Origin of the sequence: Nocardia sp. NPDC050435 (assembly GCF_040655395.1) — a bacterium.
Lineage (GTDB): Bacteria > Actinomycetota > Actinomycetes > Mycobacteriales > Mycobacteriaceae > Nocardia.
Map to the genome: position 1 here is coordinate 251,059 of NZ_JBFAJW010000012.1, position 13,339 is coordinate 264,397.

Consider the following 13,339-nt stretch of genomic DNA (forward strand, 5'->3'; position numbering starts at 1 on the left):
GGACGGGACGAACGGGTTGTCGGGTAGAGAGCCCCGGTACGAGGCTGGGGCGCAACATGTTCGGGGGAGTATGTCCGGAATAGCCGAATTCGGTGCCATCGCGCTCGACAGCCGGGATCCGCGCCGCCTCGCGCAGTTCTACAGCGCGCTGCTGGGCTTTAAGATCCGCCACGAGACCGAGGAGGTGATCGTGCTGGGCGGGAAAGGGACGCTGCTGACGATCGAGCGGGTGGCGGACCACGTTCCGCCGATCTGGCCCGGCAATCAGGTGCCCAAGCAGATGCATCTGGATCTGTTCGTCCAGGACCTCGAGCTGGGTGAGCGGGCGGCGATCGAACTGGGCGCGGTGAAGGCCGAGTTCCAGCCCGCGCCCGGGAAATGGCGGGTACTGCTCGACCCCGCCGGGCATCCGTTCTGCCTCACGACGCGTCCCGGGGCGTGAGCGGGCCGCGGCGCACAATGGCCAGGGCCTCGTCCACGGTGCTGATCTCGGGAACCTGGGTGAGCCACCAGGTGGCGCCGGCCGCGCGGTAGGCGTCGGGATCCTTGTCGGGAGTGCCTGCGACGGCCACCTCGAAACCGTCGAGCCCGCCGCGGTATTCGGCGATGATCGCCAGCATCGCGGCCAAGTCGCCGGGGGCGGCTTCCGGGCACAGGCCCTCGTAGCGGGCGGCGCGGCGGAGCGGGGCGCGGTGCAGCGACTGCGCGGCGATCCAGATCGGGATGCGAGGTCGCTGGACGGGGGTCGGCAGGAAACGCAGCCCGTCGACCCGGTAGTTCGGGCCCGTGTGCCGGACCTCCTCACCGGACCAGAGCCCGGTGATCACCTCGAGGCTTTCGTCGAGCAGTCGGGCCCGCTCGCGCGGTTCCTCGACCTCGCCCAGGCGGGTCAGTTCCGCGCCGGTGTTCGAGCCCAGCCCGGCGCCCAGGATCAACCGGCCCTCGCTGAGCTGATCGAGCGCGACCGCCTGCCGGGCCACCTCGTGCGGGCGGCGGCGCGACAGTGGCGTGACGCGCGGGCCCAGCACGACGCGGTCGGTGCGGGCGGCGATCGCGGCCAGCGCGATCCAGGCATCGCAGACGGGAAGGCCGGGGCGCTGGGGGCGCACCACGTGGTCCCAGACGAAGACGCCGTCGAACCCGGCGTGTTCGGCCGTCTGGGCGAGACCGGCCAGGACCGCGGGATGGGCCAGCTCGCCGAACGGCGGCAGATACACACCATGGCGCATCCGGCCAGCGTAACTGGCTATTTGCTGTCAGGCGGTTATTTGTTCTCGGTGACCGTGGTGTCCGGGTGCCGCCGACTGGTGTCGGGCTGGACGAAATGTCCGGTGATCGCGGAGCGATCGCGCCGGTTGTCGCCCTCGTGCGGCTCGTTCTCACCGAGCGTGGTCCGCGGGTTCTCGGCCGCGGTCTCCTCGGTGACGTATTCGCCGGTCTCGGCGGAGCGGTGCTTGTCGGCCATGACGTCCTCCTTGCTTCGGCACGGCCCAGGGACGGACCGTGCAGTCGTCTGCCGCATACCGCGCTGGGGGCGGGTGAAACCTGTGTGATGTCGAGAGCCGGTCCCGCCCAGTGGGCCGGGGTATGTCGCGAGCGGGGCTTCTTACGTATACAGAGCGGGATCCGAAGGAGCGCCCATGCCGAAGAGTCCGTCCGACGGCGTCGAGGAGTACCCGGCGTGAAAGTCGACATCCAACTGGACGGCCGGATCGAGCATTCGGCCGCGCGCGCCGCCGAACTGGTCGCCCTCGGCGCGGACGGACTGTTCACCTTCGAGGGACCCAACGACGTGTTCCTGCCGCTGGCCCTGGCGGCCGGGGCGGTGCGCGCCGATCTCATGACCAATATCGCGGTCGCGCTGCCGCGCAGCCCGATCCACCTCGCGCACCTGGCCTACGATCTGCAAACGCTGAGCCAGGGCCGGTTCCGGCTCGGCCTCGGGTCGCAGGTGCGCGCGCACATCGAGAAGCGCTACGGATCCACCTGGTCCGAGCCCGCTGCGCGGATGCGGGAGATGGTGCAGGCGATCAAGGCCGTCTTCGACGCGTGGGAGGGGCGCGCGCCGTTGCGATTCCAGGGCCGGTTCAGCTCGCACACGCTGATGCCGCCGATGTTCGACCCGGGGCCGAATCCGTTCGGGCCGCCCGAGATCTGCCTGGGCGCGCTCGGGCCGCACATGACCCGGACCGCCGCCGAGGTAGCCGACGGGCTGCTGGTCATGCCGTTCAACAGTGAACGGTATTTCACCGAGCGCACCTTGCCGGCGGTCGCCGAGGGGCTGGAGCGGGCCGGGCGCGACCGCGCGGACTTCCGGCTCTATCCGCAGGTGATCGTCGGAACCGGCCGCAGCGCGGACGAATTGGCGGCCGCGGCGCGCGGGGTGCGGTCGCTGCTGGCCTTCTACGGCTCGACTCCCGCGTATCGGCCGGTCCTCGACGTGGAGGGCTGGGGGACGTTGCAGCCCGAACTGAACCGCCTGTCCAAGCTCGGCGACTTCCCCGCCATGCTGGACTCGATCGACGACACGATGCTGCGCACCCTCGCGGTGCACGGGACTCCCGAGCAGTGCGCGGCGGAGATCCTGCGCCGCTTCGGTGCGCACGCCGAGCGTGTCTGCTGCTATTTTCCCGGCTACCCGATCTCGGATCAGCATGTCGCAGATCTCATTACGGCCCTTCGGGCCGCCGGGTGATCCGGCTCGACGTCGACGGCGGGGTCGCCACACTCACGTTGCACCGGCCCGCGCAGCGCAACGCCTTCACCAAGGCGATGGGGACGGCACTGGGGGAGCACTACGCGAGCCTGGACGCGGACGACAGCGTGCGCGTCATCGTGCTGACCGGTACGCCGCCGGCCTTCTGCGCGGGTGCGGATCTGTCCCGGGGCGAAGGCACTTTCGACGCGCCCGCCGATGCCGGGTTCAGCGCCGCGCCCGTGCGCCCGGCGGCCTTCGACCTGCGCAAACCGGTGATCGCCGCGCTCAACGGGCACGCCGTCGGCATCGGGCTCACCCTGGCGCTGCAAGCCGACATCCGGATCGCGGCGGACGAGGCGGTGTACGCGATCCCGCAGGTGCGATTCGGGGTGCTGCCGGACGCCGTCTCGCACTGGACCGTCCAGCGTCTGGCGGGGCTGGCCACCGCCGCGGAGCTCCTGCTGACCGGTCGCCGGTACAGCGGGGCGGATCTGGTCCGGCTCGGGTTGGCGAGTCGCTCGCTGCCGGCCGATCAGGTGCTGCCCGCCGCCCTGGAGCTGGCGCACGACATGGCGGTCAACACCGCCCCGCGTTCGGCGGCGCTGTGCAAACGCCTGCTCTGGGACACCGCGCGGCTCGGTCTGGGGCCCGAGCAGGTCGCGGACCGCGAAACCGCGCTCCACCACCGCGTCATGGGCACGCCCGACGCGGCCGAAGGGGTGCGCGCGTTCCTGGAACGCCGGACGCCGCGCTGGTCCGGGCGTGTCGGTGACGATGCCGAGGGGCACTGACCGCACTCAATGCGAGCTGGCACGCGGTGCACCCATTACTCCGGATCTCCCGCTCGCGCGGGCGTGAAATCCGCCTAAGGTGTTGGTGAGCAACGACATCGGAGGGGGCTCGATGACAAGCACGGCCGGGCGCACATATGTGGTCACCGGCGCGGCGTCCGGGATCGGCGCGGCGACCGCGGCGCTGCTGCGGGCGCGCGGGGCGAAGGTGATCGGCTGCGATCTCGACGAGGCGGAGGTGCGGGCCGATCTGTCCACCGCGGCGGGCAGGCAGTCGCTGGTCGATCAGGTCGGCGCCTACGGGGCGATCGACGCGGTGCTCGCCGTCGCCGGCGGCGGCCGAACCGGTCTGCTGGAGACGAACTACTTCGGCGCGGTGGCCACGCTGGAGGGGCTGCGTCCGCTGCTGGCGCGCAGCGCCGCGCCACGCGCGGTGGCCGTGTCGTCCACGTCCTCCCTCGCGCCGGCCGACGAGCGCCTGGTGCGGGCCTGCCTCGACGGTGACGAAACCGCCGCCGTCGCCATGCTGGCTGCCGACCCGTCCCTCGGCGGCGAAACCGGTGGTTACGGCGTCGCCAAGCGGGCCCTGAACCGCTGGGCACGGCGGGCCGCACCCGGCCCCGACTGGGCCGGCGCGGGCATCGCCCTCAACGTCGTCGCCCCCGGCGTCGTCGATACCCCGGCCGCCGCATGGATTTTCGACAACCCGGCCGCCCGCGCGGCGATCGAAGCCGCGGCACCGCAGCCCTTCGGTGGATTTCCGGGCCGCCCGGAATGGGTCGCTGAACTTATTTGCTGGCTCGCGAGCGCCGAGAACCGATTCGTCACCGGCCAGATCGTCTTCGCCGACGGCGGCTCCGAGGCGGCAGCCCTCGGCGAGCTGCATTGGAAGTGAGGCGCCGAATCGGAGTCGTGGTCGGCGCTGAGAACAGCCGCGTGCACGCGAACCTTGGTCCCTGACCTGCCAGTTGTCGGTGGGTATGGGTAGCGTTCGGGGCGTGGAAACAGGGGAACGAATCCGAGAGCTCGCGGAGCGCATCGTGGCGCTGCGCGACGCCTACTATCAGGGCGCACCGCTGGTCGCCGACGCCGAGTACGACGTGATCGAGGACGAGTTGCGTGCCTTGATCCAGGCGCATCCCGAGCTCGCGCCCGAGCCGAATCCGCTGGAGCAGGTCGGCGCGCCCGCCGTGCTGCACGCGCCGATCCGGCACTCGCGTCCGATGCTGTCGCTGGAGAAGGCCACCAAGCCCGAGCAGGTGGCGGCGTTCTTCGCGCGGTTCCCCGGCCAGCCGGTGGTGGTGATGCCCAAGCTCGACGGCCTGTCCCTGGCCCTGGTTTTCGAGGACGGGCGGTTCACCCGGGCGATCACCCGCGGCGACGGCACCACCGGTGACGACGTCACGATGCTGGTCCGCGCCCTGGTCGACGGCGTGCCCGAGCGGATCGAGGTCCCCGGCCGGGTCGAGGTGCGCGGCGAGGCCGTGATGCTGCGCTCCACCTTCGTCGCCTACAACACCGCGCATCCGGACAAGCCGCTGATCAATCCGCGCAATGCCGCCGCGGGCACACTGCGGGCGAAGGATCCGGCGACGGTCGCCGAACGACGGCTGCAATTCTTCGGTTTCGACCTGGACACCTCCGAGGGCGGCGCCGCGGTCGACCTGGGCGAGGGGCTGCGCGCGCTCGGCGTCGCGGGCGCGCAGATGCGCCTCTGCGCCGACGCCGAGCAGGCGCAGGCCGCGATCACCGCCGTCGAGCAGGGCCGCAACGAGCTGGATTACGACCTCGACGGCGCGGTCCTGCGCTTGGCCGATCGGGATGCGTACGCGGCGGCCGGAACTCGGTCCAACTCCCCGCGCGGCGCGCTGGCCTTCAAGTTCGCCGCCGAGGAGAAGACGACCCTGCTCGCCGATGTGGTCTGGGATGTCGGCAAGACCGGCAAGATCGTTCCGGTCGCGTGGCTGGAGCCGGTGTTCGTCGGCGGCACCACGGTCACGCGGGCGACGCTGGCCAATCAGGAGGTGATCCGCGCCCGCGACATCAAGGTCGGCGACACGGTGCTGGTGCGGCGGGCGGGCGATGTCATCCCGTTCGTCGCGGGCGTGCTCGATGCGGCCAAACGCACCGGCGCGGAGCGCGAGATCATCGCGCCGACGGTGTGCCCCTCGTGCGCACAGCCGGTCACCGAGCAGGGCAACAGCCGGGAACTGTTCTGCACCAACGTGGCCTGCCCCGCGCAGACGGTGCGCCGGCTCATCCACTGGGCCTCGCGCGCCGCCGCCGATATCGACGCCATCGGCGGCGTGTGGATCGAGCGGCTGGCCGATGCCGGAATCCTGGAGCGCCCGTCCGATTTCTACACCCTCACCAAGGAACGCCTGCTGGAGTTCGATCGCATCGGTGAGGTCTCCGCCGGTCGCATGATCGAATCGATCGACGCCAGCCGTGAGGTCGGCCTGCGCCGCGCGTTGATCGGCCTGGCCATCCCGATGGCTTCCGACGGCACCGCCGCGCGTCTGGCCCGCGCCGGTTTCGGCTCGCTGGAGGAGGTCGCCGACGCAGGCGAGGAGCGCCTGGTCGCGGTCGACGACATCGGCCCGAAGGTCGCCGCCTCCCTGGCCGCCCACCTGACCCGCCTGCGCCCGGAGCTGGAACGCCTGCGCGAACTCGGCGTCTCCCTGGACGTGCGGGCCGAAGATCTGCCTCCGGTCGTCGCCGCCGGCGCGCCGCTGGCCGGCAAAACCGTCGTCATCACCGGCGCGATCAGCGACCCGCGTTCCGGTGAGAAGGTCGCCCGCCCCACCTTCCAGCGCATGTGCGAAAAGGCGGGCGCGACAGCCGCTTCCTCCGTCTCGGCAAACACCGACCTGCTCATCACCGGCGCCGGCGTCGGCGACAGCAAGTTGACCAAGGCTGAGAAACTGGGCGTCGAAGTCGTCGACCAGGGCGAAATCTGGCCCCTGCTGATCGCTGCCAACATAGCCTGACCACCTAAAACGCCATGCGCCGAACCGCATTCACCTTCTAGCGTCGGCACATGGCCATCGCGAAGAAGAAGCGGCGCAGGATCGTGGTCGGCAGCCGCGAGTTCTGGTGGTGGATCCACGAAGACTGGGAGAACCCCGCGAAGCCCGGTGCCCCGACCCTGACGGTCGCTACCGATGATCGGCGGATCCGGCTCTATTACGTGCTGGATCAACCGGAGCAGCTGCGGCACATTACCGCGGCGGGTCCGGAGTTTCGCGGGCTCACGCAGGGCGGCCGGCATCGTCGTTTTCGCTGTCCGGGGTTCGGATTGCCTGATGAAGTGCGTCCCTCGGATGTCGCCGAGCTCATCACCTGGTGCACCGAACCCGGGCCGCTGCCCGCCCGCACCGACTGGCGGGGCGAGAGCGAATAGCGCGTTCCTCGGCCGGGCTGCTTTTTAAGAGCCCGCGGCAATTTCGGTGCGCCCCGCGGTTGCGGAGGTTTGCTGGTCCGTTGGCACGTCGGTGAAAGTCGCGCCGATTTCTCGCATGCGGTCGACAGCGTAGGACGGATCGATCAGGGATTCCGGGGTGTGGATGCCGGGGGTCGGGACGCTGCCGCGCAGCCCGAGCAGGCGTTCGACGCCCAGGGCGATGCCGAGGGCGGTGAGCGGGCGTTGGCCCTGCGGGTGCTGGAGGTAGCGGTGGGTGCGGCGCGGGCCGCCGGACCGATCGGTGCCCTCCAGGAGGATCCCGAGCTCGGTCGAGGGAGCGCCGCCCGCGCGTCGACCGGCGGATTCGCCTACGGCCAGGTCGAATCGGACGTTCGGGGCGCCGGTGGCCAGGGCGGTGCTGGGCACATCGAGGATGGCGATGGATTGGCCGGGCAGGGTCGTGCCGTCGACGCTGCGGACCACAGCCTGGGCGTCGGAAGCGGCGAGCCAGGTGAAAACGCCGTCGCGGCGCAGTGTCGCGGATTCGGTGGCGACCACGAGCCGGTCCAGATCCGCCATGCCGGCGGGGCCGCCGGTGTCGGTGTCGTCGAGAACGGCGCCGAATCGGAGGGTCTCGACGTGGTCGAAGTCGGCGGCCCGGTGCAGTGCCGTGAGGACGCCGAGCCCGGCGAGGTAGTGGCTCGCGAGGAGAACCGGTGCGGCGGACGACTGCTGGGCACCGGCGACGACCTCGGGCGCGATATCGACCAGGCCGTTGGAGATGCTCAGATACCCGGCTCGGTGTTGTTGCGCGTAGCGCAGGCCGTGCAGCCTGCTGTCCCACAGCGTCGCGACGACCGCGGCCGGTGCGGGTTCGTCGGGGAGCCCGAGGTCGGCGCGGGTCATGTCGACGGTGACCGCCCGCGCGGTACCGAGGTCCTCGGCGACGCGCCGGGCGCGGTCGAGATCGCGGCCCGCGATGACGAGCGGCAGATCCGGATACCACCGTCGCAGGACGGAAGCCGCGCCCGAGCCCGCCTGTCCCGAACCGCCGAGGATCAAAACCGATTGCGCTGCCATGCTTTTCGCCTCCACTCATAACCCACATTTTGTAACCTACACTTTGTAGCCTAGAGTCGGTGGTGTCCGCAAGGGAGGAATCATGGCCGTTCCGCCGACCCGCCTGTCCAAACAGGCCCGCCGCGCGCAACTGCTCGACGCCGCGCTGGCGATCGTGCGCGCGCAGGGCACCGACGCCCTGACCCTGGTCACCCTCGCGGAATCAGCCGGGGTGAGCCGGCCGATCGCCTACGACCATTTCGGCACGCGCCCGGGCTTGCTGCTGGCCCTCTACCGGGAGCTCGACGAACGTCACCAGGCCGCCGCGGCCGCGGCGGTCGGCAATGCCGGGCCCGCCGCCGCGGAACTGGCTCGCGTCATCAGCGCCGCCTACTTCGCCTGCCTCACCGACATGCCGGAACTCACCGCCCTGTCCGCCGCGCTCAAAGGCGACCCGGACATGGAGGCGGCGCAGCGCGAAATGCACGACGCCTACACCGACCTGGTCGCTGGCGCCCTGCAACCGCACACCACACTCCCGCCCGCCGCGCTTCGCCTGCGGTGCACCGGAATCCTGGGCGCGGCCGAGGCCATCGCCGCGGAACTGAACCACGACCGCGCCACCCTCGAATCCGCCGCGGCCGCACTGACGGACCTGATCGTCGGCAGCCTCGACCTGCGTTGAGCGGAGCCGGGTGCGTTACCCGCACGGCGTGCATGTCAGCAGTCGGTGCAGGCAATAGCGGCAACCGAGGAGCATGCGCACCGGCATCGCTGCGGCGGTGCCGAACGTGCGGGCGCATGTATTCCGAGCTGGCTGCCGATCACCGTGCGGGCAATCCGATGCACGCTCTCGCTCACCGTCGTCGACACTGAGGGTGGTCCGAAATTCCTCCCATGAGTTTCGGTTGGACGGGAGAGCGGTTGTGATTGCCACGAAAGTCGAAGAGCGGCAGGGTGCGGCGCGCCCGGCGACTCCGTTGCTGGCGGCGGTGTTCGTGAGCAGTTTCGATCGGTTCGCGATCAGCCCCATGCTGGTGCTGATCGCGCTCGCGCTGGAGACGCCGCTGGCGTCGGTGGTCGCGCTCGCGGGCGGCTACTTCCTCGCCTACGGTCTCTCGCAACCGATGTGGGGTGTGCTCTCGGATCGGTTCGGCCGGTTGACGGTGATGCGGATCGCGCTGCTGGGCGCGGCGGTGGCGGGCACGGCCTCCGCGTTCGCCCCGACGCTGGCCGCGCTGATCGTGGCGCGGGTGTTCGCGGGCGCGTGTTTCGGTGCGGTGCTGCCGACTTCGCTGACCTATGTCGGTGACACCGTGGAATCGGCGAATCGACAGCGGGCACTGTCGGATGTCGTGGCCGTCACCGCCGTCGGCACCGCACTGGCCACGGGACTGGCCGGTCTCGCCGCGGATCTGCTGCACTGGCGGGTGGTGTTCGCGCTGCCGGTGCTGGCCGCGCTGACCTGTGTGTTCGCTTTGCGCAGGCTGCCGGAACCGGAGCGACCCACGGTGGTCTCGCTGAGCGCCCAGCTGGGCACGGTGCTGCGCAATCGCTGGGCGGTCGCGGTTTTCGCGCTCGCCTTCGTGGAGGGCGGGGTGCTGCTGGGCGTCATGACCTTCTTCGCGGCCGCGCTCCAGGCGCGCGGTTCCAGTGCGACCGTGGCCGGGCTGGCGACCGTCGCCTACGGTCTCGGCGTCGTGCTGGCCTCGCGGATGGTGAAGGCGCTTACCCGGCGGCTGCCGGTGGCGGTGCTCATGCTGCTCGGCGGCGCGCAGATGCTGGTGGGTTATCTGCTGGCGGCGCTTCGGATCGATCCCGCCACCGTCGCCGTCTCGACGCTGTTGCTCGGCGGCGGCTGGGCTTTCCTGCACACCTCGTTGCAGACCTGGGCCACCGAGGTCACCCCGCACGCGCGCGGCACTGCGGTCTCCTTGTTCGCCGGGGCGCTGTTCCTGGGCAGCGCGACCGCGACGGCCGTCGCCGCGCCGGCCGCGCAGCACGACCGGTACGGCCTGTTGTTCGCCGGCGCCGCCATCGCCACCGTTCCGCTGACGCTGGCCGCCGTTCTCGGCTGGCGGCGGTGGCAGCGCACCTCTCGGAACTAAACGGGAATAGATTCCCATTAGCTCCGGTTGGGTCGAGTGAACAGCGGTTCCCAGACCCAGCGCCTGGGGCGTCGAGAGGAAAAACGATGAAGCACAACACCTTGCGCGTGCGGCTCGCGGCGGCAGCGGCGGCGACCGCCGTCTTCGGCGGGCTCGCGGTGGCCTACAGCACGGCCGAGTCCGAGACACAGTGGGACACCGGCTGGATGGCCGCGCCGCAGCTACCGAGCATCGGCTTCGAACCCAACTGGGCGCAGGACGGATTCGACAACCAGACCGTGCGGCAGGTGGTCCGGCTGACCGACGGCGGCACCGCGGCCCGGATTACGCTGTCCAACCGCTACGGGACCACCCCGTTGCGCGTCGGCAACGTCACCCTGGCCCGTACCGCCGCGGGCGCCGAGGTCGACCCGGACTCGGTGCGCCCGTTGACCTTCGGCGGCAGCACGACCACCGAGATCCCGGCGGGCGGCACCCTGACCAGCGACAGCGTCGATCTCGACCTGCGCGCCCTGGACTCGGCGACCGTCTCGATCTTCTTCCCCGAACGCACCGGCCCCGCAACGTTCCACTCCCAGGCCTACGCCAGCACCTATCGCGCCGCGGGCGACCAGGCCGGCGCCGCGGCCGGACCGTTCACCGAGGCCACCCACTCCTGGTACTACCTGACCGACCTCCAGGTCTCGGGCGATGACGACGAGGGCGGCACCGTTGTCGCCATGGGTGACTCGATCACCGACGGCTACGGTTCCGGATACGACACCAACACCCGTTACCCGGATTGGCTGGCCCAGCGCCTGGCCGACGCGGGCACCCCGCGCCCGGTCCTCAACGCCGGCATCGGCGGCAACCTGATCCTCAACGATTCGTCGTGGTTCGGCGAGGCGGGGGTGCGGCGCTTCGAGCGCGACGTTCTCGGGCAACGCGATGTCAGCAGTGTCATCGTCTTCGGTGGGCTCAACGATTTCGGCTTCTCCGAGGTCGACCTGCCCACCTACAAGCCGAATCCACAGATCTCGGTGGCGCAGTTGATCGCCGGGCATCGCGAGCTGATCGCCGCCGCGCACCGGGCCGGTGTGCGGGTGACCGGCGCGACGCTGCTGCCGATGAAGGGCGCCGAGTACTACAACGAGGTCTCGGCGGCGAAGATCCGCGAGTTCAACGAGTGGCTGCGCACCAGCGGTGAATACGACGCGGTCGTCGACTTCAACGCCGCCGTCCGGGATCCGGCGGACCCCGAAAGCCTGCTGCCCGCCTTCGATTCCGGTGACCACAAGCATCCCAACGCCGCCGGCTACCGCGCGATGGCCGAGGCGATCGACCTCGCCACGCTCTGACCGGAAGCCCGAGGGGCGGACGCCGACCGGCGTCCGCCCCTCGGTGTGCGCGCTATCCGATGCTGAAGGGCTGACCCCAGAGCAGCACGTTGCCCACATAGTTCGAACTGTCGATCTCGACCGCCACGAACGACCGGGCCTGAGCGAAACCGCCGCAGCCGTTGACCGCGAAGGTCTCGTCGATCCAGGTCACCGCGGTGTGCGGGCCCTTGATCTTGTTGTAGCGCTTGTGCGATTCCTGCCCGTAGTCGTCGGGCATCTCCAGATCCAGCATCAGCTGCGCGACGGACTGCCCCGGTCCGAAGGTGATTCCGGCGCCGAAGGATTCGGTCGGCGCGATCGGGATGTTCGGATTGCCGCCCGCGGTCGCCGTCTCGTTGTTGTTTCCGGAGAAGCCGCCGATGTCGACCTGGCAGCCGACGAGGTAGCCGGGGCTGATCTTGATGGTGGCGGTCGACGCGGTCGGCCCGGCCATATCCACGCTGGCCCGGGCGCTCACCCAGACGTTGCGGTGCATCGGCGTCGCGCCCATCGAGGGGGTGATCCTGGCCGATTCGCCGGTCAGGGTGACGGTGACGGTGGTGCCGTCGGCCAATTCGCGCGTGATCGAGCCGCCGGGCAGCGGAACGAAGGTGTCGGCGGCGGCCACCCCGGTCTGCCCGATCCCCACTGCCGTCGCGACCACGACCGTTCCGAGAATCTTGCCGAACATGCGATCCCTTCTGTCGGAGCGGAGCATCAGCCGAGGCTGAACGGTTGGCCGTAGAGCGTGGCTTTGACATATTCGGCGCCGATGATTTCGACCACCGCGACCTTGCGGGCCTGCGCGTAACCGCCGCAGCCCTGAATCTCCATCGGCACATCCTGGTAATTGATGGTGTAACTGCCGCTTTTGACCAGTTCGATGTTGTTGATCGAGACCCACTGCACCTGCCCGGGCGCCAGCGGGAAACTGAATCCACCGGTGACACTCGGTGTCGCACTGAGGGTGAAGGCGGCGTTCGCGTTCAGTGCGCTCAGTGCGACCTGGCAGCCGACGACATAACCGACGGTCAGATTCGACGAGCCGTGCGTGCCTGAATTGTTCGTTCCCGGGTAGTTCTTGGGGCCGTTGTTGGGACCTACGACGCCGTCCGGGGTTTCGACCTCGGCCGTGACATCGCCGGTCAGCCACGAGGTGCGCCCCGCGCCGTTCGCCGCGAGCGAGGCCGAAATGATCGCGCGCTCATTGCGACCGGTGATTTTCACGCCCGGTCCCTCGACGTGCCCGTCGGGCAGCGGGACGATCGTGTCCGCGGCCGCGCCGCCCGGAACCGCGATGAGCACGGTGCACACAGCTAGCGCCGTCGCGGCCCGCTTGCCTATTCGATTTCTGCTCATTCACCCCTCGCTCATCGTGGCGCGGCCGTACCCGGGCACGACCGCGCTGCGCCAATATTCCTGAGGTAAAGCCGGAATTCCTGAGGTAAAGCCGGAAAAGCGATGACAGCCGGACAGCGATCGAGGCAGACGGTGCAAGTGGTCCGGCGTCGGCGAACGAATCTAACCACAGATCCGCCGGATTCGATGCCCGCCCGAAACGCCGAGGTCACCTGTGGCGGAGACGATCCCGCCGGCAGTGTCGCCCTGGGACGCGTCGAGCTCGGGGACGTCGTCAACCAGTGCGTCGGCTTCCGGGCTGGACAGCTTCGTATACATGCGACCGCGCGTTCGGCACCGCCGCGGCGATGCCGGTGCGTTCGTTCATCGGTTGCTGCTCGTCTGCGACCGGTGTGGTCGCTGGCGAGAAGGACAGTGCGGTGCCCCGGATGCACAGGGGTTCCAGCGCGGTCTCAGCGACCGGAAGCCGCTGAAATCGGGGGAGTGAGGTCTGTGTCAGTGCACGTCAGCTGTCGGTGAACAACTGGTGGCGGCCGTATCTCGTTTCGATCACTGTCCCATTG

At 70.0% G+C, this 13,339-nt stretch carries 14 protein-coding genes; 9 read left to right on the forward strand and 5 right to left on the reverse strand.

Annotated elements, in window-relative coordinates:
* Positions 1 to 70: 70 nt before the first annotated feature.
* On the forward strand, positions 71 to 442 hold the full coding sequence (locus AB0I43_RS32825) for a VOC family protein (protein WP_356976601.1): 372 nt from the start codon (positions 71 to 73) through the stop codon (positions 440 to 442).
* Here AB0I43_RS32825 and AB0I43_RS32830 read toward each other — a convergent pair.
* Positions 420 to 1,229: an LLM class flavin-dependent oxidoreductase gene (locus tag AB0I43_RS32830; RefSeq protein WP_356976603.1), complete on the reverse strand. Its 810-nt coding sequence runs from the start codon at positions 1,227 to 1,229 to the stop codon at positions 420 to 422. The two genes, AB0I43_RS32825 and AB0I43_RS32830, sit on opposite strands and share 23 nt — an antisense overlap.
* Positions 1,230 to 1,264: 35 nt before the next feature.
* A complete protein-coding gene (locus AB0I43_RS32835) occupies positions 1,265 to 1,465 on the reverse strand; it encodes a hypothetical protein (protein ID WP_356976604.1) in 201 nt (66 codons plus the stop codon).
* Positions 1,466 to 1,681: 216 nt separating this feature from the next.
* Between AB0I43_RS32835 and AB0I43_RS32840 the strand changes: the two genes are divergently transcribed.
* The 5 genes from AB0I43_RS32840 to AB0I43_RS32860 all read left to right on the forward strand — a co-directional run bounded on the left by AB0I43_RS32840 (position 1,682) and on the right by AB0I43_RS32860 (position 6,892).
* Entirely contained in the window at positions 1,682 to 2,695 is a 1,014-nt protein-coding gene (locus tag AB0I43_RS32840) for a TIGR03617 family F420-dependent LLM class oxidoreductase (RefSeq protein ID WP_357433251.1), read from the forward strand.
* Positions 2,692 to 3,489, forward strand: coding sequence for an enoyl-CoA hydratase-related protein (locus AB0I43_RS32845; RefSeq protein WP_356976607.1), 798 nt, complete (start codon positions 2,692 to 2,694; stop codon positions 3,487 to 3,489). Before AB0I43_RS32840 ends, AB0I43_RS32845 begins: the two co-directional genes overlap by 4 nt.
* Positions 3,490 to 3,601: 112 nt before the next feature.
* Positions 3,602 to 4,384: an SDR family oxidoreductase gene (locus AB0I43_RS32850; protein WP_356976609.1), complete on the forward strand. Its 783-nt coding sequence runs from the start codon at positions 3,602 to 3,604 to the stop codon at positions 4,382 to 4,384.
* 103 nt (positions 4,385 to 4,487) lie between these two features.
* The gene (ligA, locus tag AB0I43_RS32855; protein ID WP_356976610.1) at positions 4,488 to 6,479 is read left to right on the forward strand and encodes an NAD-dependent DNA ligase LigA; all 1,992 of its coding nucleotides are present in this window, start codon (positions 4,488 to 4,490) and stop codon (positions 6,477 to 6,479) included.
* A 50-nt stretch (positions 6,480 to 6,529) separates the two neighbouring features.
* On the forward strand, positions 6,530 to 6,892 hold the full coding sequence (locus AB0I43_RS32860) for a hypothetical protein (protein WP_356976611.1): 363 nt from the start codon (positions 6,530 to 6,532) through the stop codon (positions 6,890 to 6,892).
* A 24-nt stretch (positions 6,893 to 6,916) separates the two neighbouring features.
* Here AB0I43_RS32860 and AB0I43_RS32865 read toward each other — a convergent pair whose 3' ends face one another.
* Positions 6,917 to 7,972 (reverse strand): saccharopine dehydrogenase, encoded by a 1,056-nt coding sequence (locus tag AB0I43_RS32865; protein WP_356976612.1) that lies wholly within the window; start codon positions 7,970 to 7,972, stop codon positions 6,917 to 6,919.
* 82 nt (positions 7,973 to 8,054) lie between these two features.
* Between AB0I43_RS32865 and AB0I43_RS32870 the strand changes: the two genes are divergently transcribed.
* The 3 genes from AB0I43_RS32870 to AB0I43_RS32880 all read left to right on the forward strand — a co-directional run bounded on the left by AB0I43_RS32870 (position 8,055) and on the right by AB0I43_RS32880 (position 11,396).
* Complete coding sequence (locus AB0I43_RS32870) at positions 8,055 to 8,636, forward strand: TetR/AcrR family transcriptional regulator (protein WP_356976613.1); 582 nt, start codon at positions 8,055 to 8,057, stop codon at positions 8,634 to 8,636.
* 241 nt (positions 8,637 to 8,877) lie between these two features.
* Complete coding sequence (locus AB0I43_RS32875; protein WP_356976615.1) at positions 8,878 to 10,059, forward strand: MFS transporter; 1,182 nt, start codon at positions 8,878 to 8,880, stop codon at positions 10,057 to 10,059.
* Positions 10,060 to 10,145: 86 nt separating this feature from the next.
* Positions 10,146 to 11,396 carry an SGNH/GDSL hydrolase family protein gene (locus tag AB0I43_RS32880; protein ID WP_356976616.1) on the forward strand — a complete coding sequence of 417 codons (1,251 nt, stop codon included), beginning with the start codon at positions 10,146 to 10,148 and terminating at the stop codon, positions 11,394 to 11,396.
* A 52-nt stretch (positions 11,397 to 11,448) separates the two neighbouring features.
* Here AB0I43_RS32880 and AB0I43_RS32885 read toward each other — a convergent pair whose 3' ends face one another.
* Positions 11,449 to 12,135 (reverse strand): MspA family porin, encoded by a 687-nt coding sequence (locus AB0I43_RS32885; protein WP_356981337.1) that lies wholly within the window; start codon positions 12,133 to 12,135, stop codon positions 11,449 to 11,451.
* Positions 12,135 to 12,776 carry an MspA family porin gene (locus tag AB0I43_RS32890; protein ID WP_357433253.1) on the reverse strand — a complete coding sequence of 214 codons (642 nt, stop codon included), beginning with the start codon at positions 12,774 to 12,776 and terminating at the stop codon, positions 12,135 to 12,137. Before AB0I43_RS32890 ends, AB0I43_RS32885 begins: the two co-directional genes overlap by 1 nt.
* Positions 12,777 to 13,339 lie beyond the last annotated feature (563 nt).

Coding starts and splice junctions, on each gene's coding strand:
- AB0I43_RS32870 (WP_356976613.1), top strand. CDS start 8,055: ATGGCCGTTCCGCCGACCCGCCTGTCCAAACAGGCCCGCCGCGCGCAA.
- AB0I43_RS32880 (WP_356976616.1), top strand. CDS start 10,146: ATGAAGCACAACACCTTGCGCGTGCGGCTCGCGGCGGCAGCGGCGGCG.
- AB0I43_RS32830 (WP_356976603.1), bottom strand. CDS start 1,229: ATGCGCCATGGTGTGTATCTGCCGCCGTTCGGCGAGCTGGCCCATCCC.
- AB0I43_RS32860 (WP_356976611.1), top strand. CDS start 6,530: ATGGCCATCGCGAAGAAGAAGCGGCGCAGGATCGTGGTCGGCAGCCGC.
- AB0I43_RS32850 (WP_356976609.1), top strand. CDS start 3,602: ATGACAAGCACGGCCGGGCGCACATATGTGGTCACCGGCGCGGCGTCC.
- AB0I43_RS32865 (WP_356976612.1), bottom strand. CDS start 7,972: ATGGCAGCGCAATCGGTTTTGATCCTCGGCGGTTCGGGACAGGCGGGC.
- AB0I43_RS32825 (WP_356976601.1), top strand. CDS start 71: ATGTCCGGAATAGCCGAATTCGGTGCCATCGCGCTCGACAGCCGGGAT.
- AB0I43_RS32890 (WP_357433253.1), bottom strand. CDS start 12,776: ATGAGCAGAAATCGAATAGGCAAGCGGGCCGCGACGGCGCTAGCTGTG.
- AB0I43_RS32885 (WP_356981337.1), bottom strand. CDS start 12,135: ATGCTCCGCTCCGACAGAAGGGATCGCATGTTCGGCAAGATTCTCGGA.
- AB0I43_RS32835 (WP_356976604.1), bottom strand. CDS start 1,465: ATGGCCGACAAGCACCGCTCCGCCGAGACCGGCGAATACGTCACCGAG.